This window comes from Kitasatospora sp. NPDC059747 (assembly GCF_042732955.1).
Classification (GTDB): domain Bacteria; phylum Actinomycetota; class Actinomycetes; order Streptomycetales; family Streptomycetaceae; genus Kitasatospora.
The window spans coordinates 27,031-49,876 of record NZ_JBHWGV010000035.1 but is presented as its reverse complement, the minus strand read 5'-3'; the positions used below and the strand labels follow the sequence as shown (position 1 = coordinate 49,876).

Genomic DNA, 22,846 nt, shown 5'->3' with positions numbered 1-22,846 from the left:
CCGGGAGGCGCCGGGCCCCGCCCCCCCCGCCCGCCCCCGGTTGCGCTAAAGGGGGGGGGGGGGGTGGCGGGGGCGGCTCACCACTGGCCGGGCTGGTAGTCGCCCGCCGGGACGCGGCAGATCACGTTCAACCGGTTGTAGGCGTTGATCAGGGCGATCGTCGACACCAGCGAGGCGAGCTGCTCCTCGTCGTAGTGCTTGACGGCGTTCTCCCACACCGCGTCGCCGACCCCGCCGGCGGCGTCGGCGACGCGGGTGGCCTCCTCGGTCAGCTCCAGGGCGGCGCGCTCGGCGTCGGTGAACACCGTCGCCTCGCGCCAGGCGGCCACCAGGTTGAGGCGCTCGGGCTGGTCGCCGGCGTGCACGGCGTCCTTGTAGTGCATGTCGGTGCACATGCCGCAGCCGTTGATCTGGCTGGCCCGCAGCAGCACCAGCTGGGTGGTGGCGTAGGGCACGCCCGCGTCCTTGAGGGCCGCGCCGGCCGAGTTCAAGTGCTTGACGAACTTCGCGCCGGTGGCGGTGGCGTAGTAGTTGAAACGGGCTTCCATGGCGGGCTCCTCTGGTCGGTGCGCTCGCTGTCCGCGTGCGCCGTTCGCGGTTGCTCTCACTACCTCGACCCCGCCCGCGCCGCGGATGTGACATCCCCGACCGGCCGCTTCGATGTGACCTGCATCACGTCGACGTCAGGGGCGTGCCGCCGCCTCGCGCAGGTGGACGAGGAAGGCCGCGGTGGCCGGGGGCGGGTGGTGGCCGCGGCGCACGGCTGTGAAGACCTGCCGCACCGGGGTGTCGTCGGGGTGCAGGGCGACGAGGGCGATGTCGGGGCGGGCGGCGCGGGCGGCCAGGGAGGGGATGAGGGCGGGGCCGAGTCCGGCGGCGACGAGGCCGAGCTTGGCGGTCCAGCCGGCGACGGCGTACTCGACGCGCGGGCGCAGGCCCTGGCGCACGAAGGCGGCCAGCAGGGTCGTCTCGATGGTGCGGCGGGCGGCGATCCAGGGCTCGTCGGCGAGTTCGGCCAGGCGCAGGCGCCGGCGCCGGGCGAGGCGGTGGCCGCGGGGCAGGGCGACCAGGACCGGGTCCTCGACGAGCGGCTGGAGGTCGAACTGCTCGTGGTCGTAGGGGTGTTCGGGGTAGGAGGCGACGACGGCGAGGTCGATGTCGGCGTCCGCGAGGCGGGTGAGGAGGGTGGCGGAGAGTCCTTCGGTGAGCGAGACGGCCACCTCGGGGTGGGCGGCGCGGAAGGCGGCGAGGGCGGTGGGCACCAGGGCGGCGTTGGCGCTGTCGAAGGCGCCCAGGCGCAGGCGGCCGGTGCCGAGTTCGGTCAGGGCGGTGAGTTCGCGGCGGGTGGAGTCGAGGCGTTCCAGCAGGGCCTCGGCGTGCGGGAGGAGGGCGCGGCCGTGTTCGGTCAGGCGCACGCCGCGGGCGAGGCGGTCGAACAGCGGGGCGCCGAGTTCGGCTTCGAGGGTGGAGATCTGACGGGAGATCGCCGACTGGGTGAAGCCGAGGTGCTCGCCGGCGGCGGTGAAGGAACCGAGGCGGGCGGCGGTGCGGAAGACGTCGAGCCAAGCCATGTCCATGAGGCATGGGTACCATGCGAGACATTCGTTTGTCGCCTGGCTCGGGGCTGCCTAGCGTGGTGGCCATGAACACCGAGCACGCTCCTCTCCGAAAGATCGCCTTCCTCGGCCTGGGCCGGATGGGCCTGCCGATGGCCCGTCGACTGGCGGCCGCCGCACTGCCGTTGACTGTCTGGAACCGCAGCCCCGAGCGCGCCGGCGACCTGCCCCGCGCCGCGAGCCCGGCGGAGGCGGTCGAGGGCGCGGACGTCGTCATCACGATGCTCACCGACCCGGCGGCGGTCCAGGAGGTGGCCGGGCACTTCCTCGGGCACCTGGCGCCGGGGGCGCTGTGGATCGACATGTCCTCGGTCGGGCCGCAGGCGGTGGCCGCCCTGCGCGAACGGCTGCCCGCCGGGACGTCCCTGGTGGACGCGCCGGTGCTGGGCAGCGTCGGGCCGGCCGCGAACGGCACGCTGACGATCTACGCGGGCGGCGAGAGCGCCGACCTCGACCGGGCGCAGCCGGTGCTGGAGCACTTCGGGCGCGTGCTGCGCTGCGGCGGGCCGGGTTCGGGCGCGGCGCTGAAGGTCGTGGTGATGGGCGCGGTGGTGGCCGGGGTGACGGCGCTCGGCGAGGCGCTGGCGGTGGCGGACGGGTTCGGGCTGCCGCAGGAGCTGGCGCTGGAGGTGCTGGGGGGCGGGCCGCTCGCGGGGGTGGTGGCCCGCGCCCGCAGCCGGGAGTCGGACTTCCCGGTGCGCCTGGCCGCCAAGGACCTGGCGCTGGCGGGCGGTGGCCGGGTGCTGACGGCGGCGCACGAGGTGCTGCTGTCGCACCCGGACATCGCGGACGAGGACCTGTCGCGGGCGGTGGAGGCGATCCGCCGGGGCTGAGGCGCCTCCTGGTCGGGGGGCTATCCGGCGCGGTTCTCCAGCCAGCCCACGGCCGCCGCCCAGCTCGCGTGCTGCGGGTCCACGACCTGGAAGTGGTCGGTGCCCGCGTGCTCCACGTACGTCACCGGGTCCCCCGCCGCCTTCGCGGCCTCGACGTAGGCGCGGCTGTGGGTGACGGGCACGCGCTGGTCCTGGTCGCCGTGGACGATCAGGTGGGGGCGGCCCAGGGGCAGGCGGTGGAGCGGGGAGGCTTCGCGGTAGGGGGCCGGGTCGTCCTCGTAGGGGGTGCCGACGAACAGCGGGGTGGCGTCCTCGCCCAGGCCCTCGGCGGCGCAGCGCGGCAGGTCGGTGATCGGTGCGAGCGCGACCGCGGCGTTGACGAGGCCGGCGGCGGCCGTCAGCAGGGCGAGCTGTCCGCCGGCGGAGTGGCCGACGGCGATCGACGGGAGGTCGGCGAGGGCGGGGCGCACGGCGTGGGCGGCGGCGACCGCGTCGAGGGCGTCGGTGAGGGTGTCCGGCCAGCCTCCGCCGTCGCCGCCGGTGCGGCGGTACTCGATGTTGGCCACGCACCAGCCGCGGCCGGCGAGGTCGGCGGCGAGGGCGTCCATGAGGTGGAGGTCGTGCCGGTCGCGCCACCAGCCGCCGTGCACCGTCACCGCCAGGCCCCGGGCGGGCGGGCCCTGCGGGTCCGCGTCCCACAGCTCGACGAAGTGGCTGGGCGCGCTTCCGTAGCGCACGACCTCACGCTTCTGCATCCGTTTTATCCCTCACCCACATAGACCAACGGCACGTCGGTGGCCAACGGTACCGCTCCGAGCGCGAAGCAGGTGGCGTCACACCACTAGGACGGATGCACGGGGGTTAGTACGATGTGCGGACCGCAAGGCACCAACCCGGTAGATGGGAGGAACTACCCGTGACTGCAAGCATGTTGGAGATCCACGACGCGGGCCTGCTGGAGATCGACGAGGCGGGGATCGTGTTCGAAGACGAGTTCGACGCCGATCTCGCCCCGGCGGCCTGTCTCGCCGACCCGTTCGTGACCTGGGTTCCGACGCGATTCCCGTGCGGCGGCGACTCCTGACCCGAACGGCCCGTTCGACGGGACCGAAGCGGTCCGTCTGACCGGACGGGGGCAGCCCGTCCGACCGGACCGGGGCGGTCCATTCCGACCGGCGGGTGAGCGCGGTACTCCGGGTACGGGGGCGCTCACCCGCCCGGCATTCCAAGGGGGTTCGGTGCGGGAGCACCCGGCGGAGCACCTCGCGCAGCTCGCCCGCCTGGTCGCGCGGGCACCGGAGGGCGGGGGACGGCGGCGTCTGCACGCGGACGGGCAGTGGCTGTACCTGCACGACCGTGCGATGCCCGCGCTCGCCCACGGCTGGAAGCTGCACGTCTCGGCCCGCGCCGCCCAACTGCCGCTCCTGCTGGACCTGGTGGTGCCGGTGCTGCTGCGCCGCACGTGCGACGCGAAGTTCGCGGCGGGCGCGGACGTGCTGGGCGCGACGAACTCCGGGGCGCACGGGGCGGCGGCCGTCGGCAAGGCCGTCACGGTGTATCCGCGTGAGGGTGAAGTCGTGGCGCTTGGTGAGGAGTTGGCGCAGCTACTGGCGGGGTGGGAGGGTCCGCGGGTGGTGAGCGACCGGCAGGTGCGCGCGGGTTCGCCGGTCTACTACCGCTACGGTCCGTTCCGTGCCCCGCAGGACCAGGACGTCGCGCTGATGAACGGTCCGGACGGGCGGACGTTCCCGGGGCTCGCGCAGCCCTCGTACGCTCAACCGCCGTGGGCCGTGGACCCGTTCACCGCCGCAGCCGCCACCACCGCCGTCACCGCCGCCGCGCCGCCGAAGGACACGCGCGTGGGCGAGGGCCGCTACCGGATCACCGCGGGGATCAGCCGCGCGCCCGGCGGTCACGTCTACCGGGGTGTCGAACTGGCGAGCGGGCTGGGGGTGGTGGTCAAGCAGGCGCGGGCGTTCGTCGGGGAGGACACCGAGGGCGTCGACGCGCGCGGGCGGCTGCGGCACGAGCGGCGGGTGCTGGCGGCGCTGGCGGGCGTGGCGGGGGTGCCGCGGCTGGTCGACTACTTCCGGCACGGCGTGGACGAGTACCTGGTGACGAGCGCCTGCGGGCCGCGCGACCTGCGCCGCGACGTCCTCGCCCACGGGCCTTACGCGGAAGGGGATTCGGGCGGGCGCGGCTGGCGGGAGGCGGCCCGGGCGCTGCTGCGGGTGCTGGACGCGGTGCACGCGCGGGGCGTGGTGGTGTGCGATCTGAAGCCCGCGAACGTCGTGCGGGGCGAGGCGGGTTCGTGGTCGCTGGTGGACTTCGGGGTCAGCGCCCTGGACGGTGAGCGCCCGGCCGGCGCGACCCCGGGCTACGGTCTGCCCGTCGCCTCGGCGTGTCCCCGGCCCGCCGATGACTACTACGCGTTGGGCACGACCCTGCACTTCGCGCTGACCGGCCTGGACCCGGTGGCGATCGGCCCGGACCCGGCCGCCTGCCGCGACCGCACCCTGGCCTGCCTGGCCGCCGCCCTGCCCGCCCCGGACCACCCGGCCCTCGCAGTGGTGGCGGGCCTGCTGAGCTTCGAGGCCGGGGAGCGCACGGCGGCCGCGGCGGCCCTGCGGGAGGGCCGCGGCCCGGCCGGCCGCAAGGTCGCCCGCCCCGCCGCGGACGGCCTCGGGGAGGTCGTCGCCCACACCGTCGGCACCTGCGTGCGGATGGCCCGCGAGCTGCTCGGCTCCCCTTCCGCCGCGAGCCGGCCGCGCACGCTGCTCTCGCTCTACGACGGCGCCGCCGGCCTCGGCCTGGAACTGCTCCAGCACGCCGACGAGCACCCCGACGCCCGCGAGGCCGCCGCCGCCCTCGCCCGCTGGACGGCCGCGCACCCGGCGCTCGGGCTGCTCGGGCCCGGCCTGTACGACGGGCGTGCGGGCGTCAAGCTCTTCCTCACCCACGCCGCCACCCGCCTGGGCACCCCGGAGCCCGTCTCCGCCGACGCCTCGGATCCGGGCGCCCTGGTGCCCACCGACCAGATCTCGGGCGCGGCCGGTATCGGCACCGCCCACCTGCTGCTCGCCGACCTCGTCCGCGCCTCCGACGGCGCCCGTGCGCAGCGCCACCTCGCCGTGGCCGCCGCGTGCGCCCGCCGCCTGACCGACGGTCCGCCGCAGGACCTGAAGGAGGAGCCCAACCCGGGCACCGCCGCCCTCGCCGAGGGTTTCGCCCACGGCCGCGCCGGCCTGGCCCACCTGCTCCTCGCCCTGCCCTCCCCCGACGCGGCGACGCAGGCGGCCGGGCGCGCCATCGTCGAGGACCTGGCCGCCGAGCTGCCGCGTCTGGCGGCGGAGGCCGCCCGGCCGGGCGCCACCCGCCGCTGGGGCTCGTGGTGCCGCGGCCTGGCCGGGATCGGCACGGTGCTGCTCCAGGCGGGTCTGTGCCTGGGCGAGGACGCCTACGTGGACCTGGCCGCCGAGGCGGCCGGGGGGTGCCGGGCGCTGGCGCCGCGGATGGGCCAGGTGGTGCAGTGCTGCGGCCTGGCCGGGGTCGGCGAGCTGTTCGTCGACCTGGCGTCGGCCACCGGCGAGGAGCGCCACCGGGAGGCCGCCGGGCAGATCGCGGCCCTGGTCCTGTCGCGCGCCGGCGGCCCGCCCCACCGTCCGGTCTTCCCCGGCACGGCCCTGCTGACCGAGTCCCCCGCGTGGGCCACCGGAACGCCGGGCGTGCTCACGTTCCTGCGCCGCCTGCACCGCGGCACCGGCCCGCGCCCGGCCCTGCTGCCCCTCGCCTGATTGTCGCCCGACCGCCGACCGTCAGGCCGAAGGCGCGGGGTGGACCTGCTGCCAGCCGTTCACCGAACGGGTGAAGAAGATCGTCACCCGGTAGACCTCGCGCCGCCAGACCGAAGCGCCCGGCCCGTACTCGTGCAGTTCCTCCAGGGCCTCCTCCTCGGAGTCGTAGGAGTAGTTGCGTCCCTTAGCGTCCATGATCTTCCACTCGACACCCGGCATGCTCTCCAGGCCCATGTGCCCGCCCCTTTCGATCTTGCTATTCGAACGCGAGGACCCTAGCGCCCACCGGGCCCGGCACCGCAACCGGCTTTCCCTCCCCGGCCGCGCACCCCCCCACCGGGCCGATTGTGCACTGACGACGATCACCCCTTAGCGTCGTCGCTGCACGCCGTGCGCCCACCGGGCCCGGCGGACGATCGCCGGGGGAACGACCTTTGGAGGCAAGACCGTTGGGGGCACGACCGTTGGGGGAACAGCCGATGACGCGTGGGCGCCGTCCCGCCCGGGCCGCGGCGGCACTGGGCCTGGCCGCCGTACTGCTGGCCGCGAGCGCCGGCTGCGCCGCGCCGCAGGCCCAGGACCGCTCCGAGGAGGCCGCTTCCGGGCCCACCGCACCGGCCGCCGCCCCCGCGAGCGCGGACCCGGCCCACCCCCTCGCCGTCGTCTACCGGGGCCCCGCCGCGTGCGACGGCTGCTCCGAGGCCGCGCAGGACCTGCTGGAGCGCAACGGCTTCACCGTCCGCTTCATCGGCCCCGACGAGGACCTGCGCTTCGGCCCCGCCGCGCTGGCCGGCGCCGCCCTGTACGTCCAGCCGGGCGGCACCAACGGCCAGGAGGTCACCACCGCGTGGGGCCTGCTGCGCCGCACCCCGGGATTCCGCCCCGAGCTGATCCGCGACTACGTGCGCGGCGGCGGCCGCTACCTGGGCATCTGCATGGGCGGCTACCTCGCCGGCGACCCGGGCTACGACCTCCTGCCGGGCGACTCCGGCGAGTACATCAAGACCCCCGGCGCGACCGTCACCGACGACAAGGACCGCCTCGTCGACGTCGCCTGGCGCGGGCAGCGGCAGCCGATGTACTTCCAGGACGGCCCCTACTTCGACGTCGACGGCCCCGGCGCCGACGTCCTGGCCCGCTACACCAACGACCGCATCGCCGCCGCCGTCGCCTCCTACGGCACCGGCCGCGTCGCCGTCAGCGGCCCCCACCCGGAGGCGCCCGCCGACTGGTACCGCAGCTACCACCTGCCCGACGTCTCCGCCACGGGCCTGGGCCTGGGCGACGACCTGCTGAAGACGCTGATGACCGCGCCGTGACGGGAAGGCTCCGGCTCAGCCGGCGGCCGGGGTCCAGCGCGGGTCCCGGCCGGAGAAGGCCGGCAGCCGGTCCGCCGCACCCGCGCCGTCCGCGACCGGCACGGCGGCGGCGAACGTGCCGAAGCCGTCGCGCACGACGGGTATGAGGAACGCCCCGACGCTCCCCCGGCCCCTCGGCCGGCGCGCCGTCGAACGGCAGCGGCCGGCCGGTGGCGACGGCGATGTCCCACGCGTGCACGGCCACGTCGAGCGCGGCCACCGCGGCGCCCCGGGCGGCGGGCATCGGCCCCATGGGCGTGCCGACGCTCTCCGCCCCGTGCCCCGACTCCCCCGCGGCCCGCGCCTGCGTGCGGACCCGCTCCAACTCGGCCACCTCGGCCACGGCGTCGCCCTCGACCGCCCGATCGGGGGCGAACGGGTCACCGGCCGGCGCGGCGCCGGTGATCCGCATCGTCAGCGCCCGCTGGTCCGGCCGGGCGTGGTGGTACACCGTCCACTCGGTGCACAGCGTGGGCGCGCCCCACCCGCCCGCGGGCACCGCGCGGACGCCGGCGAGCAGGTGGTCGTGCGCCCGGGCGAGCAGTCCGAACCCGTCGGCCGTCATGTTGTCCCCCGTTCCCCCGGTTTCCCGGCTTTCGCTTCACCTTCCTGCGGAACCGTAACAACCGCCCCTGACGCTCCATCAGTGCCGTTCGGCACATTCGGCCCCGGCCTTCCCGGCGTCTCGCCGCCACGACCCTGCCGATCCGGCCAGGGCCGGTGCGACGGCACGATAACCGGTTGCGTCACGGCCGTTTCCTCGCGACGGTTTCCAGGTGAGCACACCAGATCTCGGCCGGGTCGAGCGCATCGGCGACACGGTCCACCGGCCGGCCGGACCGTGGACCCCGGCGGTTCACGGCCTGCTCCGCCACCTGGAGGCCGTCGGCTACGAACTCGCGCCCCGCGTCCTCGGCTTCGACGGGCAGGGCCGCGAGGTGCTGACCTGGATCGGCGGCGAATCCGGCCCGGACGGCTGGGCCAAGGTCGTCGACGACCGTGGCCTGATCACCTTCGCCCGCCTCCTGCGCGACTACCACGACGCCGTGGCCGGATACCGGCCCCCGGACACGACGTGCTGGTCCACCAGGACGGCCGGCCCGGTCGGCGACGAAGTCGTCTGCCACGGCGACTTCGGCCCCTGGAACACCGTCTGGCACGGCACCCGGCCGGCGGGAATCATCGACTGGGACCACGCACGTCCGGCACCACGGCTGCACGACGTGGCCTACGCCCTCGAATACGCGGCGCCGTTCCGCGACGACGACACGTGCACCCGGTGGCTGCGCTACCCGAAGCCGCCCGACCGCCGTCACCGCCTGGAGGTGTTCGCCACCGCCTACGGCCTCACCGACACGACGGGCCTGGTCGACGCCGTGCTCACCGTCCAGGAGCAGAACATCGACGTCAACCGGCGCCTGGCCGAACAGGGCCACGAACCCCAGGCCACCTGGGTCGCCGAAGGACACCTCGACAACCTCCGGGCCCTCCTCGCCTGGAGCCGGGAGAACCGGCACCTGATCGACCCCTCGGGTTGAACTCGCGCTGCCGGCAGGAAGGTTGGGACAGGGCGAGCCCCACCCGCTCCCGGCGCCTACGACACGGCGAGTCCAGGCCGCTAACGGCACACGTCCTGCTGCTGCCCCGCGACGACGGCCTGCGCGAGCTGCCCCAGGGCGTGGTCGAAGGAGGTGGAATCGGCGTGCGGCTTGGGCCGGATCGCGCCCTGGGCGAGGACGGTGGCGCTGACGATGTCCGTGCTGCTGCCCGCGCAGTACTCGGTGACGCCGGACCCGCCGCCCCCGGTGATCGGCCCGCGCCCCACGAGGGCCCGCAGGTCGTGCCCGTCGGTGCCGGACGGCTGGTCGGGCCCGAGGCGGAACAGGACGATGCTCAGCGCTTCCTGGCCGTCGACGGAGACCGTGCAGGACGTCTGCGCGCCCTGCCCGTTGCCCGCCGCCTGCGCCTTGCGCTCGTCGACGCCCGGACGCCCCTTGGGCAGCAGCGCGCCGAGCGGAGTGCCCTTGGCGCGCGGCTGCCCGCACAGGGTCTGCGTGAGGTCGGACTCCCCGGCGCCGAACGCCAGCAGGGCACCGCCGGTCCCGAGCCCGGCAGCGACGAGCGCCCCGACGCCCAGTACCCAGGGCCGGCGCTCCGTGAGCCTCACCATTTCGCAGTTCCCTCGCCGTTCGCACACATGATCGACGCGAAGCTTAAGCACGCTGCCCACACAGAAGCAACGGCACGGCCCGCCCCGCCAGCGCCTCCGCCACACGGCCCGCCTGCGCGGGCGCCATGACGGCGGACAACTGCTTCACCGGCACGAAGCGCGCCCCCAGCAGCCCGCTGCGCCTCTGCGGCGCAGCGACGGGCTGCGCACCCGTGATCCCGCCATCGAAAACGAGGTTGAGGCGCTCCAGGTAGCGGTCGGCGGGCGTGTAGTCGACGGCCAGAACGTCGGCGAGCCGCAGGCCGATGCCGGTCTGCTCGGCGAGGTGGCGGCCGGCGGCCTCGTGCGGGGGCTCGTTGGAGCGGGCGGCGCCGCCGGGCAGGATGAGCCCGTCCATGTAGTCGGGGTCGACGAGGAGGACGTCGCCGCGGGGGTTGCGGACGAGGGCGAGGCAGCCGAGCCGGCAGACGGGAGGCTTGGCGAGGAGGCGGGGGTCGCGCATGGGGGGGTGCTACTTCCTGTTCCAGAAACACCAGTTGATCAGGGCAGCGAAGCCGAACAGCCAGAGGAGGCGGGCGGCCAGTTCAGTCGTCATCGGCGGCGAGGCGCTCGAAGTGCAGCCCCTTGCGGAGCAGTTCGACGATCCGCCCCACCTCCGGAACACGGGCGGCGCCGAGAGAGATCAGGTAGCAGCCGGTACGGCGCCCGAAGTCCCAGTCCACCTCCAGAGAGGGCAACTTGACCCCTCCCAGAGCGAGGACGGCCGCCAAGTCGTCGGCAACGAGCGCGGCTTCACGCCGCTGCTCGGCAGTCGCCCGGTCGAACATCGAGGCCATCACACACCGGTCCTGCGGTGCACCTCGAACATCCGCCACGCCGAGAACGCGGCACAGAAGGAACGGAAAGAGGCGAGCTCACCGGTCGAGCCGCAGCGCAGCCACTCCCCCGTGACCTCATTCCGCACCCGGTAACACCGGGCATCGGGGTCCCACCGCACCCCGTACCCGTGGGACTTGGCAATCTGATCACGGATCATAAGACAACCTCCGAGGACTGGCTACTGTCGCCGTCGTCGCACGCGGCCCCAAGCAGCGCGCCATCCGATCGTGCCCCCACCAGACGGACCATTGCGACGGCACGAGGACGGCATTCAGGCGCCCGACAAGACGTCATTTCGGCGTCATTGGGCGGTGATCGGGCTTATCCTGCAGCCGTGACAACGCCGAACGAGACCCTGCGGGCCGTGCGCCACGGTCTGCGACTGAGTCAAGACGAGTTCGCAAGGCGACTGCGAACGGCCGGGGCGGAGCAGGGAGAACCCAACGAGGCGAGCAAGCGTCTGGTCCAACGGTGGGAATCCGGGGAGGTGCGGGCCCCCCGGCCGGTGTACGTTCGTGCTCTTGAGGCTGTCACCAATCTCCCGGTTGACCGCCTCGGATTCGAAACGCCGCAACTACCTTCGGGGGTGACCCTGGATGGCGCAGGAGGGCACGACATGGCTAACGGCAAGCCCGGAATACCGGTGCAGACGGCGCCCGCTCCAACGGGCGAGGACCATTCCGGGGTATGGCTGAGCCGGTACGAGTTCTACAGCAGCAGCCGCGACGGCACCTTCACCGGCCTTCACCACGTAGTCCTGGCGCAGCACGGCAACCGCATCACCGGACAATCGCTCCCCGGCGCGTCGTCCAATCCCGACTCTCCGATCTCCTTCGACCTGACCATCGACCGGAACATCGTCACCGGCACCTGGGTCGAACAGACGGCGCAGGACGGCTACTACCAGGGCGCCAGGTACCACGGGGCCGTTCAACTCCTCATCGATCCGACCGGCCGGCGCATGTCCGGCAAGTGGGTCGGCTTCGGCAAGGAGTTCGACGTGAACACCGGCCCGTGGGACCTCCGCCTGGTCGACAAGTCCACAGCCGACGAAGTCCTGGCCCGGTACAGCACGCCGCCCGCCGAGTAGCCACGCGCCAAAGCCCTACCCTCCCGTCCATGAACAGCGACACCGAGACTTCCCGGTCAACACCGCTGCACTCCGTCTCCGTCGCGGGGGCGGTCGTCCGCGAGGATGGGCGCGTGCTGGCGATCCGTCGCGCCGACAACGGTGCTTGGGAACCACCGGGCGGAGTTCTGGAACTCGCCGAGACCGTCGAAGACGGCCTGCGCCGCGAGATTCGCGAGGAGACCGGGATCGACGTCACCGTCGGCCAACTGACCGGCGTCTACAAGAACATGGCCCGCGGCGTCGTCGCCCTCGTCTTCCGCTGCCACCCCGAGAGCGGCGCCGAGTGCCTCTCCGCCGAAACAACCGCCGTCGCCTGGCTCACCCCCGACGAAGCCGCCGGCCGCATGAGCGAGGTCTATGCCGTCCGCATCCTCGACGCCCTCCGTCCCGGACCGCCCCACATCCGCTCTCACGACGGCCGCCGGCTCACGTGAGAAGTCGACCCCGCCGACTTCTCACTCCACACCACGAGTGATCTCGTCCAACTCCGGGCACGAGCGAGGGGTGTTCGCCGTCTATCCGTACCGCTCGGCCTGCCCTCAGTCGGTCTGGGCGCAGCTGATCGCCGAGGCGTGGTCCGAGATCTTCCTCGCCGGGTACACCAACTACTTCCTCTGGCTGGAGCAGCCGGGCCTCCCCCGGACTCTCCGGCGCAAGGCCGAGGCCGGTTGCCGGGTCCGCGTCCTCCTCGGGGATCCCGGCTCCGAGACGACCAGCCGCCGTGAGCGGATCGAGGACGCGGCCCTCACCGTCTCCGCCCGCATCCGGATCACCCTGGCCCACCTCGCCGAACTCGCCGATACCGACGGCGTCGAGGCCCGCTTCAGCGCCCTCGACGACGGGCCGAATCACATCGGGCTCTCCGTCTTCCGCTTCGACGAGCACGCCCTCGTCACTCCCCACCTCGCCCGAACCGTCGGCCACGACTCGCCGATGATGCACATCCGGCGCAGGGAGGAGGACGGCATGTTCGGCCGCTTCGCCGAGCACGTCGAGGAACTCTGGTCCCGGGGCACCGCCATCCGCGCCGCCGCCTGAGTCGGCGCATTCGACAGCCCCGGGACTCCTCGCCAACTTTGCACTCAACCGTCCCTTGGCAGGGCCGAGTTGCGGGTAGAGTCGGACCGCATCACCGGATGTCGGCTCTGGCCGGAGGCTGCACGCGCTTGAGCGCGTGGGGTGCCCAGTTTGCGTCGCCGTCCGGCACGGTTCCCCTTGTGTGGGATTCATCTGGAGGTCGACGCATGCCTGCGTGGTTGTCACGCCCCTTTCTCGTCGCGTTGTTCGCGCTGCCGCTCCTGGCGGTCGTGCTGTTGTCCGCCCCGGCCTGGCTGACCTGGCCATTCCTGCCGCCCGGGCGCCAGGACGTCGTGCTCGCAGTGCTCGACCGCCTCGTCCAATGGACCCGGGTGGCGGTACCGCTCACGCGCGGCACCGCCACCCGGGCCGTGGTCGAGTAGGTCACGCGGCGGTCTCCCTGAGCAATGACCGGCGCTGCGCAGGAAGTCGACGAGGCCGACTTCCTGCGCAGGGCGGCCAGGTCGCGGGCGGACTCCTCGGTGAGGCGGCAGAAGCCCTGCACGCTACAGGCGGCCGTCGACAACGTGCTTCAGGCCCGGGGCCCGGGGCCCGGGGCCCTGTGCCGGGCGGGTGAACTTCACGGCCCGTACGGGTGATGGGCGTGACCGCCCGGACGGCACAGCCGGACCGTTCGTAGACGTCCCCATCCCTTGCCCCGCAAGGGTTGCGCGCCGCGCCGCCCGGCAGGACACGCAGGGACGACGGTCGGCCGGGGGATCACCGTGTGTGGTCGACTTCCACCGGCTTCCGGGTGCTCAACCCGAAAGCATCGCCCGGACTACCAAAGGAACCCCATGCGCCGCGTCATGTCCGTCAAGCGCTCCCTCACCGTCGCCGCCGCCGCTCTGGCGCTCGGCACGACCGCAGCACTGAGCGTGCCCGCCATGGCGGACAGCCAGCCCCAGGCCGGCGCCCACCGCGCGACCAGGGCAGTGTCCGTGCCGGACATGACCCTCGACAGCACGGGCACCGCCGACCTCGGCGGCGCCCCCCAGGGGCTCGGCAACGCCTTCGGCGGCAGGGCCACGATGAAGGACGTCGACGGCAAGAACCTCGGCACCGCCTACGCCAACTGCAACAAGGACGCTACCGGCACGAGCGCGGACCAGGTGCTGTGCACGAGCATCCTCAAGTTCAGCGACGGCGCCCAGATCGCCCTCGACGCGGTCATCCCCGTCCCGAAGCCGGGAGCCGACCTCAAGGACTTCGACGCCATCGTCACCGGCGGCACCCTCCGGTACGAGGGCCTCACCGGCACCGCCCGCTTCACCCCCACCTCCGTCGGCGTCTACGAGGTGTCCTTCAGCTGACCCCACGCACCACGCGCGTGCCCGGCAGGGACCTCCGTGCCGGGCACGCGGGCGTTCACGCGCCGTCGGCCAACTCCGCGAGCTCGGCGGCCGATTCGGGCGTCAGGCGGTAGAAGCCCTGGAGGCTGACGGCACGTTCGAGCCGCCCGTCGACGACGTACTTGAGGCCCCGGGTGCGGCCGCGCTGGTTGCGCCAGGTGAGGCGGGGCAGGAGGTCGCCGGGGACGGGGAGGTCGAAGCGCACGGGCGTCGCCTCGACGTGGACCACCTCGGCGCCGCAGCCGCCGGCACCGAGCGCCCACCAGTCGTGGTGGCCGGGGTGGGAGCGCTCGCCCCAGGCCTGCGGGGCGGGGCCGCAGCAGTCGCGCCGTTCGCGGTCGACGATCCGCATGCGGCTGACCACGAACACCTCGCGCCGCTTGACGTGCACCGCGTACACCTCGTCCCCGGCGCGGGCGCCCGACCAGGCGGGCAGGGAGGAGTGGGCGCCACTGAAGGCGGCCGGGGGCCGCCGGCCCTCAAGGCCGGCCTTGCGCAGCTCGTCGCAGGTGTAGTGGGTCCACAGCACGGTGAAGGCGTCCGACATGCGGCTCATGCTACGAACCGGGACCGACAGCGAACTCCCCGGTCCGGGCGTGGGTCTGCGCGGTGCCCGTGTGGACGAAGGCGGCCATGCCCAGGGCGCGGGCCGCGTCCACGTGCCCTGGGACGACCTCCAACCGGGCGTCCTCGCCGGCGCAGCCGACGTCGACCACGATCGCGGGGGTCGCGGGGCAGGGGCCGCAAGGTCGCTCACTCATCGCCAGGGAGCTCGAACTCCTGCCGCCGCCGCGCGCCGGCGCGGGTCGTGCATGTGGCCTCGCCCGGGAAGCAGCCGGTGGACTTCGCGACCTGATGCTGGAGTGCGACTACGACGGGATGGGGGCGTACTGCCGGAGCAAACTCGCCCAGTTGACTTCCTCCCCGCCCTAAGGCACGGGGATTCCGGCCGCGTGTGCCGTGCGGGGGCTTTGCCTCCGCGCGGGTGCGCGCGGCCGGTGGTTGGCGTTTCACGGACCGGCTGGTGCCGAGGTCTCCACGCCCTGACACCGCATGCCCTGCGGCGTTGAGGATGTTCTTCGCGGCGTTCACGTCGGCGTGGTCCCGGTGTCCGCAGGCGGTGCACTCGAAGGCCGCTTGGCTCTCGCGGTTCTTCGGGTCCACGTGCTTGCAGGCGTGGCAGGTCTGCGACGTGTACGCGGGATTGACCAGCACCACAGCAGTGCCAGTGGTACGCGCCGCATTGCGCAGCGCGAGTTCGAGCAGGTGCCAGCCCTTGTCGAGGATGGCCCGGTTCAGTCCAGCCTTGGCACGGACGCCTCGGCCGGGCTGCTCAATTGTTCCTGCGGCGGAGGCGGTCATGTTCTTTACACGGAGGTCTTCCAGCACCACGACCGCGTTGTGGGTGGCCAGCTTGTTGGCGGCCTGCGCACAGAAGTCCGCACGCCGGTTGCGGACGCGGACGGTGATCGCGTTGATCTTCGCCACTACCGCCTTGCGCCGGTTGCTGCCGCGCGTGCATCGGGCAAGCTGTTGCTGCATGCGGCGCAGCCGCTTCGCCTCGCCCAGCGTCACATACGGCCGGTCGTGGAAGTCGCCTGTGCTGGTTGCCACGGCGAATTTGACGCCGCGGTCCACGCCCACGGCGGCGTTCGGCATCGCGTGCCGCTCAGGGGTCTGATTGCCGTCCTCCACCAGGAACGACACGAACCAGTGCCGCCCTTGCCGGGTAACGGTCGCCGAGCGGATCTGGCCGCCGAGCGGGCGGGACCATCGGAAGCGGACCCATCCGAGCTTCGGCAGCTTCGCCCGACCCCATTTGCGGCCGATCCGCTCCACCGTGATCCGATTCCCCACCGGGAACCGGAACGACGGCCGCCAACGGGCCTTGGAGCGCCACCGCACCCGGAACGTGCCGTGTTCCCGGCACGCCCGGTCCAGATCCCTCAACGTCTGCTGCAACACGTGCGAAGGCGCCTCCGTCAGCCACGGGAACTCCCGCTTCGCCTCCGCCAGCTCGGCAGCCTGCGGAACGTAGTCCATCCACGCCCCACGCCGCCGGTACTCCCTGCGCTGCTCCAAAGCGGTGTTCCACACCGAACGGCAGACATCACCGAATGTCTCGCACAACTCAGCCTGCCCCGAATCGAGTTCAAGACGGTACCGTCGCCCGGACAACACGAGGAACACCCCCCTTCAACAGCCGCGATCAACCTAGCGCACGTCACTGACAACGCAGAGACCTGCGCCGCTTCGCGACTCCGAGCCCAAAAATGGGCCGCCCCCAGCCAAAGCAGGGGTTGGCACCCAAGAGTTCAGATCACCTGCGGGTTCGAGCTCGCGGCGCGCGTGCCGGCCGGCGAGGTGACGGTCAACAGCCTGCACCCGGCGACGTTCATGCCCACCAAGATGGTCCTGGAGGAGATGGGCTACTCGGTCGACAGCCTGGAGGAGGGCGTGGCCGCCGTCCACCGCCTGGTGACCGATCGGGCACTGGCGGGCGTCACCGGCCGCTACTTCGACCGCACCCGCGAGACCCGGGCCGACGCGCAGGCCTACGACCCGGCGGCCCGCGCCGAACTGTGGCGCCGCAGCCTCGAACTGGTCGGCCACCCGGGGCCGTGAGGCGGGCCACGGGCGGCGGCACCGGCCCGGCACCGCCCCCGGCCGGCGGCGGGAAGAAATTTCTGCGCCGCCCGCCGAGCGCACTAGTGCACCACCCACCCCGCGCGGCCTGCGCAGCCACCCCGCGGGCCCGACCGAGCACCCTAGTGCACTAGTGCGCTACCGCCGGAAACCCCGCAGATAGGGCTTGTTGAGTGCACTGCGTACGCCGTACATTCGAGGCATGGAGAACACCAGCGCGCACACCACGCACGCCGCGGACACCGATGGCGGCAGCACCAACGACGTCCTCATCTCCGGCGGCGGCATCGCCGGGCCCGTCCTCGCCCACTGGCTGCGCCGGGGCGGCTTCAACCCGGTCATCGTCGAGCGCGCGCCCGCCCCGCGCCCCGGCGGGCAGAACGTGGACCTGCGCGGCGCGGGGCGCACCGTCATCGAGCGGATGGGGCTCATGGAGCAGGCCCGCGCGCTCAACGTCGACCAGCGCGGGCTCGGACTCGTCGACCGCAGGGGGCGGCTGACGGCCCGGATGCCGGTCGAGCTGTTCGAGGGTGAGGGCATCGTCGCCGAGATCGAGATCCTGCGCGGCGACCTCGCCGACCTGCTGTACCGCTCCACCGCCCACGAGGTGGAGTACCTCTTCGACGACACCGTCACCGCCCTCGCCGAGGACGCGGACGGCGTCACCGTCACCTTCGAGAAGGCCGCACCGCGCCGCTTCGCCCTGGTCATCGGCGCCGACGGGCTGCACTCGACGGTGCGCCGCCTGGCCTTCGGCGGCGACGACGGCCACTTCAGGCCGCTCGGCGGCTACAACGCCTGGTTCACCGTCCGCGACGGGATCGACCTCGACGGCTGGTTCCTCATGTACAACGCGCCCGGCGGCCTGGTCGCCGGCGCCCGCCCCGGTCGGCTGCCCGGCGAGATCAAGGCCTCGCTCAGCTTCCGTTCCGCGCCGCTGGGCCTGGACCGGCGCGACACCGCCACCCAGCAGCGCCTGCTCGCCGAGCGCTTCGCGGGCGCCGGCTGGGAGGTGGACCGGCTGCTGGCGGGCATGGCCCGCGCCGAGGACTTCTTCTTCGACTCCTACGGCCAGATCCACCTCGACCACTACACGCGCGGGCGCGTCGCCCTGGTCGGCGACGCCGGGTACTGCCCCAGCCCGCTCACCGGCCTGGGCACCAGCCTCGCCCTGGTCGGCGCCTACCTGCTGGCGGGCGAACTCGCCGCCGCCCGCGCCGCCGGCACCGGCCACCGCGCCGCGTTCGCCCGCTACGAGGAGCTGATGCGCCCCTACGTCACCCGCTCCCAGGAACTGCCGCCCGGCGGCATGAACGGCTACGCCCCGAACAGCGCCACGATGATCCGCCTGCGCGCCGCCTCGATGCGGATGATGGGCCGCTGGCCGATGCGCAACATCCTGGCCGCCCAGTTCGCCAAGGCCGGCGACATCGACCTGCCCGACTACGCCCTCGCCACCGCCGCCTGATGCCGCACCGGCCGGGGACGGACGGGAGCAGCGGAGCGCCGCCGCCACGGGGGTGCGGCGGCGCTCCGGCTCCGGCGAACAGCCCGCGCGCTCAGCCCTGTTGACGAAGCAGCCAGGCCCGGGCCTCCTCGCGCTCCGCCCGCACCGCCCCCATTGACCATTCCTCGCGCGGGTCCCACGCCCGGTTCGCCGCCGCTTGGAGCCTGCCGCGCACGGACTCCGTCTTCCCGGGGTCGGACACCGCGTGGAAGGCGATACCGCTCTGCTCGGTCGTCCCGAGCACGGTCACCGAGCCGTCGAGGGAGAGCATCGCGAACCCCGGCAGGCCGGGCCCGAAGCCGAGCAGGCGCTGGGGGTGGCCGAGTTCGTGCGTTCCGACGGTGACCGAGCAGCCGGCGCCCATGAGGTCCCAGCGCTCCAGCAGGCGCACGCGGCGCCACTGCTTGCGCCGGTGCCGGGACGCGGCCCGCGCGCTGAAGCGGTGGACGGGCAGGGCGAGCAGGAACTCGCGGTCGGCGCCGAACAGGCCGCAGGAGAGGGCCAGTTCGTACCAGCCCTGGTTGGCCCGCGCGACGAGGTCCGGTTCGTCGCGGTCGACGTAGACCAGGCCCAGGTCTTGCGGCCCGGGGTCGCGGTGGAGCGCGAAACCCACCACGGACACCGGCAGGACCGGCTGCGGCACCCCGCCCTCCAGCACCTCCAGGCCCGCCCGCCGCAGCGGCGCGTCGACCGTGCGCCGCATCTCCTGCTTGCCCAACTACCGCTCCCACCCCGTCGTACGGCCTCCGGTCGAGGATAGGGCCCCGCGCTCACCAGCCGCCCGTGCCCGCGCACGCGTCCGCGAAGGCGGCGGCGTCGGTCTCGGCGCCGAAGTGGTGGATCACGTGCTCGCGGACGTGGTCCTGCTGGGCACGGGTGAAGGCCGCGCAGGCGTCGTGGACGACGTGCGCGGTGTAGCCGCGGTCGTGGGCCTCGCGCAGGGTGGATTCGACGCACACGTGGGTGGCGAACCCGGCCAGGTACAGGTCGGTGACGCCGAGCCGGCGCAGGATCAGGTCGAGATCGGAGAAGCCGGCGAAGGCGCTGGCCCCGGCACGGCCGCGCACGACCGGCTCGCCGGGCCCGGGGCGGAAACCTTCGGCGAACCCGGTGCCCGCACCGCCCTCGATCCAGGTGCCCGCCGCCGGGATCGCCGCGCGCAGCCCCAGGCGGGCCGGGGTCCAGCCCGCCAGCTCCGGCGCGCCGGGCGTGAGGACGAGCGGGACGTGCACGACGGGGACACCGTGCGCACGGGCGGCGGCCAGGGCGGTGGCGGCACCGCGCACGGCGGTGTCGAGCAGGTCGCGGTCCGCCACGAGGCGGTGGAGGGCGCCGTGTTCGGGGTCGAGCCACTCGCGCTGGAACTCGATCAGGACGAGGGCGGCGTGCGGGCGCGCGGGCATGACGGTCACGGTCGGCTCCTTGCCGGAAGAAACTCCAACTGACGAGTTGGAGACTAGCGCGAAAGGGCCGCACCTCCAACCGGCCAGTTGGAAATGCGGCCCGCCGACAACACCCGAGGGCGAGAACCCCCGAAGGCGACGGCACCCGAGGGCAAGAACCCCCGAGGGCAAGGAGACCCGGAGGTCAGCGCACGAGCCTGCGCACCAGGTCGACGACGGCGGCGCGACGGGCCGCCGGATCCTCCTGCGCCGTCCCGCCGAGGATCATCCGGGCCAGCTGCGGCGCCGCGAACTGCCAGCCGGCCAGCGCCACGACGGCGTACAGCAGGTCCTCGGGGCGGGGCTGCGCCCCGGACCCTCCGGCGCCGCCGAGCGCGGCAACCTTCTGCGCGTAGTACGCGGCCCGCCGCTCCTGCCCCGCGACCTCCGCGCCGGGCTCGCCGCACAGGGCCTCCCACTGCAGCAGGCGCAGCAGGTGCGGGTGGGCGAGGTGGTAGTCGAAGACGCGGCCCGCGTACTCGGGAAGGTCGACCGGGTATCCGTCGTCCTCCGCCATCGGCACGGCGGCGGCGAGCTGCTCCAGTTCGCGCTGGACCACGGCGTCGAAGAGCTGCCGCTTGCCGCCGAAGTAGGGGTAAATGCGCTCCTTGTTGACGCCGGCCGCGGCGGCGATGCGGTCGATGCGCGCACCCTCGGGGCCGTGTGCGGCGAACTCGTCCACGGCGGCGTCGAGCAGCAGCCTCTTGGTCTTCGCGGTGTCCCATCCCATGGGGCCAGCATACGAAGCGTCCAAGCGGCCGGTTGGACGCACGGTCCGCCGGCCGCCCCGGCCCCCAGCCCCCGAAGGCCGCCCGCCGCCCGCCGCTCGCCGCCCGCCGTCAGCCGTCCGAGCGCCGCGTGCGGTGGGCGGCCACGCGCACCCGGGTCGCGCAGCGCGGGCTGCAGTAGCGGCGCGGGGTGCGGCGGCCGGTGTCGATGAAGTAGCGGCCGCAGCCGTCGGCGGCGCAGCGGCCCCAGGCGCAGCGGCCGCGTTCGGTGAGCCACAGGCCGAGGGCGAGGGCGCCGGTGGACAGCAGCCAGTGGGTGGGGCCGGCGTCGGGGGGTGCCTGGGTGTGCAGGGCCCAGGGGCGGCCGGGAAGGCGCACGAGGCGGGGGCGGGGCGGGTGGCGGTCGAGGAGGGCGTTGATGGCGTCGGCGGCGGTGTCCTGGTCGTCGAGGTCGAGGATGCGGGTCAGGTGGGCGGTGGCGGTGCGCAGTTCGCGGGCGTCGGCGTCGGCGTCGGCGTCGGCGTCGGCGCGGATGAGCTCGGGGCCGCCGTGGCGGGCGAGCAGGGCCCGGAGGTCGGCGGCGGGCAGGTCGGGGTCGTCGCGGACGGCGTTGGCGAGGTCGGTGAGGAAGTACAGGCCGCGGGGGCGGTCGTCCCGGGGGTCGCCGGGGGTCTCGGGGTTATTCGCTTGATCGTTCTCCACGTCACGATGGTAACGTCAAAACAACAAGTTGAGCGTTACGAGAGAGCGAGGGCCCCGCATGCACATCCCCGAGACGACGCCCGTCCTGGTGGTCGGCGGGGGCCCGGTCGGGCTGGCCCTGTCGCTGCTGCTGTCCGGGTACGGCGTGGAGCACCTGCTCGTCGAGGCCCGTCCGGGCACCTCGCTGCACCCCAAGGCCCGTGGCGTGTCGGCCCGTTCGATGGAGGTCCTGCGGCGTCTGGGCCTGGAGGAGGAGGTGCGCCGGGCCGGGCTGCCGTCCTCGCACGTGTACTTCTACCGCGGCCGCGACCTCGTCGACCCGGACTTCGTGCGCACCGGCCTCGCCCCCGCCGCCGGCGAGGGCGCCGAGCGCACCCCCTCCCCCGGGCTGCTGTGCCCGCAGGACGTGCTGGAGACGATCCTGGCCCGCCGCGCCCGCCAACTCGCCCCCGGCTCCGTCCGCTTCGCCACCCGCCTGGTGTCGTTCACCCAGGACGGCGACGGCGTGGACGCACTCCTGGAGGACCGCGACAGCGGGGAGCGCCGCACCGTGCGGGCGCAGTGGCTGGTCGGCTGCGACGGCGCCTCCAGCCCGGTGCGTGCCGGGGCCGGGATCGCCATGGAGGGGCTCACGGGCCTGGGCCACTTCCTGAGCGTGCGCTTCGAGGCGCCGCTGGGGCCGGTGGTCGCCGACCGGGCCAGCGCCTCGTACTTCCTCACCGCCCCCGGCCGCGGCGGCTTCCTGGCCGTCGACAACGACCGGCAGTGGATCTACCAGCACCCGTACGACCCCGCCGAGGACGACGTTGCCGAACTGCGCGGGGACCACGAGCGCCTGGCCCGACTGGTGCGCGACGCGGCCGGGTTGGCGGACCTGCCGGTCACCGTCCGCGACACCACGACCTGGCGCTGCGACGCCCGCACCGCCACCGCCTACCGCCGCTCGCGTGTGCTGCTGGCGGGCGACGCCGCCCACGTGATGCCGCCCACCGGCGGGCACGGCATGAACACCGGCATCGGCGACGCGGACAACCTCGCCTGGAAGCTCGCCGCCGTCCTGGACGGCACGGCCGGCCGGGCGCTGCTGGACACCTACCAGGACGAGCGCCGCCCCGTCGCCCTCGCCGTCACCGAGCTGTCGCTCGCCAACTCCCGCGCCCGCACCAGCTACCGCATCGACGACGAGCTGTTGCTCACCGCCGCCTACCGCTCCACCGCCGTCGTCGAGGGCGAAGCGCGCCCGCCCGTGGACCCCGAGCGCACCCGCCCCGACGGCGGCCCCGGTGCCCGCCTGCCCCACCGCCCCCTGCCCGACGGCCGCTCCACGCTCGACCTCGTCGGCCCCGGCTTCACCCTCCTCACCCCGCACCCGGACGGCGCCCGCCGGCGCCAGGCCGCGGCCGCCACCGCCGTCGGCCTGCCCGTCACCGTCCGCACCGCACCCCTGGACCACACCGTCCTCGTGCGCCCCGACGGCCACATCGCCTGGCAGCAGCCGATCCAGGCGCCGAAGGGCTCCGCCGACGACACCCACCTGCTCACCGTCCTGCGCGCAATCCTGTCGGCACCGCGGGCTTGAACCTCACCCGACGTCAGGAGGCATCGTTACG

Annotated in this window: 27 protein-coding genes and 1 pseudogene; 13 read left to right on the top strand and 15 right to left on the bottom strand. The window is 73.9% G+C overall.

The genetic code is table 11. From position 1 onward, the window contains the following. Positions 1–77: 77 nt before the first annotated feature. Together ACFV4G_RS17765 and ACFV4G_RS17760 are read right to left on the bottom strand one after the other, a co-directional pair. Positions 78–548, bottom strand: a complete 471-nt coding sequence (locus ACFV4G_RS17765) for a carboxymuconolactone decarboxylase family protein (protein ID WP_380441264.1) — start codon at positions 546–548, stop codon at positions 78–80. 135 nt (positions 549–683) lie between these two features. Beyond that, entirely contained in the window at positions 684–1,577 is an 894-nt protein-coding gene (locus tag ACFV4G_RS17760) for a LysR family transcriptional regulator (protein ID WP_380441262.1), read from the bottom strand. A gap of 65 nt (positions 1,578–1,642) precedes the next feature. Between ACFV4G_RS17760 and ACFV4G_RS17755 the strand changes: the two genes are divergently transcribed. Continuing rightward, positions 1,643–2,449: an NAD(P)-dependent oxidoreductase gene (locus tag ACFV4G_RS17755; protein ID WP_380441261.1), complete on the top strand. Its 807-nt coding sequence runs from the start codon at positions 1,643–1,645 to the stop codon at positions 2,447–2,449. Between the two features lie 20 nt (positions 2,450–2,469). Here ACFV4G_RS17755 and ACFV4G_RS17750 read toward each other — a convergent pair whose 3' ends face one another. Next, positions 2,470–3,204: an alpha/beta hydrolase family protein gene (locus ACFV4G_RS17750; protein WP_380441259.1), complete on the bottom strand. Its 735-nt coding sequence runs from the start codon at positions 3,202–3,204 to the stop codon at positions 2,470–2,472. 161 nt (positions 3,205–3,365) lie between these two features. Here ACFV4G_RS17750 and ACFV4G_RS17745 point away from each other — a divergent pair, with 161 nt between their 5' ends. Both ACFV4G_RS17745 and lanL read left to right on the top strand, forming a co-directional pair. Further along, positions 3,366–3,533: an SflA family class IV lanthipeptide gene (locus ACFV4G_RS17745; protein ID WP_380441257.1), complete on the top strand. Its 168-nt coding sequence runs from the start codon at positions 3,366–3,368 to the stop codon at positions 3,531–3,533. A gap of 154 nt (positions 3,534–3,687) precedes the next feature. After that, a complete protein-coding gene (lanL, locus tag ACFV4G_RS17740; RefSeq protein ID WP_380441255.1) occupies positions 3,688–6,243 on the top strand; it encodes a class IV lanthionine synthetase LanL in 2,556 nt (851 codons plus the stop codon). Positions 6,244–6,264: 21 nt separating this feature from the next. On the opposite strand, the gene ACFV4G_RS17735 is transcribed toward lanL, so the two are convergent. Beyond that, positions 6,265–6,477: a hypothetical protein gene (locus ACFV4G_RS17735; protein WP_380441252.1), complete on the bottom strand. Its 213-nt coding sequence runs from the start codon at positions 6,475–6,477 to the stop codon at positions 6,265–6,267. 245 nt (positions 6,478–6,722) lie between these two features. Between ACFV4G_RS17735 and ACFV4G_RS17730 the strand changes: the two genes are divergently transcribed. Then, positions 6,723–7,562 carry a BPL-N domain-containing protein gene (locus ACFV4G_RS17730; protein ID WP_380441250.1) on the top strand — a complete coding sequence of 280 codons (840 nt, stop codon included), beginning with the start codon at positions 6,723–6,725 and terminating at the stop codon, positions 7,560–7,562. 229 nt (positions 7,563–7,791) lie between these two features. Here the strand turns inward: ACFV4G_RS17730 and ACFV4G_RS17725 are convergent. Continuing rightward, positions 7,792–8,166: pseudogene (locus ACFV4G_RS17725) on the bottom strand (TIGR03086 family protein); the annotation flags it as partial. Between the two features lie 211 nt (positions 8,167–8,377). On the opposite strand from ACFV4G_RS17725, the gene ACFV4G_RS17720 reads away from it, so the two are divergent. Then, positions 8,378–9,139, top strand: a complete 762-nt coding sequence (locus ACFV4G_RS17720; RefSeq protein ID WP_380441248.1) for an aminoglycoside phosphotransferase family protein — start codon at positions 8,378–8,380, stop codon at positions 9,137–9,139. An 80-nt stretch (positions 9,140–9,219) separates the two neighbouring features. On the opposite strand, the gene ACFV4G_RS17715 is transcribed toward ACFV4G_RS17720, so the two are convergent. The 3 genes from ACFV4G_RS17715 to ACFV4G_RS17705 all read right to left on the bottom strand — a co-directional run bounded on the left by ACFV4G_RS17715 (position 9,220) and on the right by ACFV4G_RS17705 (position 10,607). Beyond that, positions 9,220–9,771 carry a hypothetical protein gene (locus tag ACFV4G_RS17715; RefSeq protein ID WP_380441246.1) on the bottom strand — a complete coding sequence of 184 codons (552 nt, stop codon included), beginning with the start codon at positions 9,769–9,771 and terminating at the stop codon, positions 9,220–9,222. A 43-nt stretch (positions 9,772–9,814) separates the two neighbouring features. Beyond that, complete coding sequence (locus tag ACFV4G_RS17710; protein WP_380441244.1) at positions 9,815–10,273, bottom strand: NUDIX domain-containing protein; 459 nt, start codon at positions 10,271–10,273, stop codon at positions 9,815–9,817. An 82-nt stretch (positions 10,274–10,355) separates the two neighbouring features. After that, on the bottom strand, positions 10,356–10,607 hold the full coding sequence (locus tag ACFV4G_RS17705; RefSeq protein ID WP_380441242.1) for a hypothetical protein: 252 nt from the start codon (positions 10,605–10,607) through the stop codon (positions 10,356–10,358). A gap of 377 nt (positions 10,608–10,984) precedes the next feature. Between ACFV4G_RS17705 and ACFV4G_RS17700 the strand changes: the two genes are divergently transcribed. From ACFV4G_RS17700 to ACFV4G_RS17680, 5 genes are all read left to right on the top strand, one after another. Next, complete coding sequence (locus ACFV4G_RS17700; protein WP_380441240.1) at positions 10,985–11,740, top strand: helix-turn-helix domain-containing protein; 756 nt, start codon at positions 10,985–10,987, stop codon at positions 11,738–11,740. A 29-nt stretch (positions 11,741–11,769) separates the two neighbouring features. Beyond that, on the top strand, positions 11,770–12,216 hold the full coding sequence (locus tag ACFV4G_RS17695) for an NUDIX hydrolase (RefSeq protein ID WP_380441238.1): 447 nt from the start codon (positions 11,770–11,772) through the stop codon (positions 12,214–12,216). 37 nt (positions 12,217–12,253) lie between these two features. Then, on the top strand, positions 12,254–12,820 hold the full coding sequence (locus tag ACFV4G_RS17690; RefSeq protein ID WP_380441236.1) for a DUF5919 domain-containing protein: 567 nt from the start codon (positions 12,254–12,256) through the stop codon (positions 12,818–12,820). 218 nt (positions 12,821–13,038) lie between these two features. Then, entirely contained in the window at positions 13,039–13,242 is a 204-nt protein-coding gene (locus ACFV4G_RS17685; RefSeq protein ID WP_380441234.1) for a hypothetical protein, read from the top strand. A gap of 414 nt (positions 13,243–13,656) precedes the next feature. Beyond that, positions 13,657–14,172, top strand: a complete 516-nt coding sequence (locus ACFV4G_RS17680) for a hypothetical protein (RefSeq protein WP_380441232.1) — start codon at positions 13,657–13,659, stop codon at positions 14,170–14,172. Positions 14,173–14,227: 55 nt separating this feature from the next. Here ACFV4G_RS17680 and ACFV4G_RS17675 read toward each other — a convergent pair whose 3' ends face one another. Genes ACFV4G_RS17675 through ACFV4G_RS17665 form a run of 3 tightly spaced genes read right to left on the bottom strand, consistent with a single transcriptional unit; the run spans position 14,228 to position 16,401 of the window. Next, positions 14,228–14,758: a hypothetical protein gene (locus ACFV4G_RS17675; protein ID WP_380441230.1), complete on the bottom strand. Its 531-nt coding sequence runs from the start codon at positions 14,756–14,758 to the stop codon at positions 14,228–14,230. A 10-nt stretch (positions 14,759–14,768) separates the two neighbouring features. After that, positions 14,769–14,972 carry a hypothetical protein gene (locus ACFV4G_RS17670; RefSeq protein WP_380441228.1) on the bottom strand — a complete coding sequence of 68 codons (204 nt, stop codon included), beginning with the start codon at positions 14,970–14,972 and terminating at the stop codon, positions 14,769–14,771. Further along, positions 14,965–16,401, bottom strand: a complete 1,437-nt coding sequence (locus ACFV4G_RS17665; RefSeq protein ID WP_380441226.1) for an RNA-guided endonuclease InsQ/TnpB family protein — start codon at positions 16,399–16,401, stop codon at positions 14,965–14,967. The genes ACFV4G_RS17670 and ACFV4G_RS17665 overlap by 8 nt, the downstream gene beginning before the upstream one ends. Before the next feature lie 159 nt (positions 16,402–16,560). Here ACFV4G_RS17665 and ACFV4G_RS17660 point away from each other — a divergent pair, with 159 nt between their 5' ends. Beyond that, on the top strand, positions 16,561–16,836 hold the full coding sequence (locus ACFV4G_RS17660; protein ID WP_380441224.1) for a hypothetical protein: 276 nt from the start codon (positions 16,561–16,563) through the stop codon (positions 16,834–16,836). Positions 16,837–17,059: 223 nt separating this feature from the next. Beyond that, complete coding sequence (locus ACFV4G_RS17655; protein ID WP_380441222.1) at positions 17,060–18,325, top strand: FAD-dependent monooxygenase; 1,266 nt, start codon at positions 17,060–17,062, stop codon at positions 18,323–18,325. A gap of 91 nt (positions 18,326–18,416) precedes the next feature. Here ACFV4G_RS17655 and ACFV4G_RS17650 read toward each other — a convergent pair whose 3' ends face one another. From ACFV4G_RS17650 to ACFV4G_RS17635, 4 genes are all read right to left on the bottom strand, one after another. Further along, a complete protein-coding gene (locus ACFV4G_RS17650) occupies positions 18,417–19,082 on the bottom strand; it encodes a hypothetical protein (RefSeq protein WP_380441220.1) in 666 nt (221 codons plus the stop codon). A gap of 52 nt (positions 19,083–19,134) precedes the next feature. Beyond that, on the bottom strand, positions 19,135–19,767 hold the full coding sequence (locus tag ACFV4G_RS17645) for a cysteine hydrolase (RefSeq protein ID WP_380441317.1): 633 nt from the start codon (positions 19,765–19,767) through the stop codon (positions 19,135–19,137). 184 nt (positions 19,768–19,951) lie between these two features. Further along, a complete protein-coding gene (locus ACFV4G_RS17640) occupies positions 19,952–20,536 on the bottom strand; it encodes a TetR family transcriptional regulator (protein ID WP_380441215.1) in 585 nt (194 codons plus the stop codon). A 109-nt stretch (positions 20,537–20,645) separates the two neighbouring features. Further along, the gene (locus ACFV4G_RS17635; RefSeq protein ID WP_380441213.1) at positions 20,646–21,236 is read right to left on the bottom strand and encodes a CGNR zinc finger domain-containing protein; all 591 of its coding nucleotides are present in this window, start codon (positions 21,234–21,236) and stop codon (positions 20,646–20,648) included. A 58-nt stretch (positions 21,237–21,294) separates the two neighbouring features. On the opposite strand from ACFV4G_RS17635, the gene ACFV4G_RS17630 reads away from it, so the two are divergent. Then, positions 21,295–22,815 carry an FAD-dependent monooxygenase gene (locus ACFV4G_RS17630; protein WP_380441211.1) on the top strand — a complete coding sequence of 507 codons (1,521 nt, stop codon included), beginning with the start codon at positions 21,295–21,297 and terminating at the stop codon, positions 22,813–22,815. The last annotated feature ends 31 nt before the right edge of the window (positions 22,816–22,846 follow it).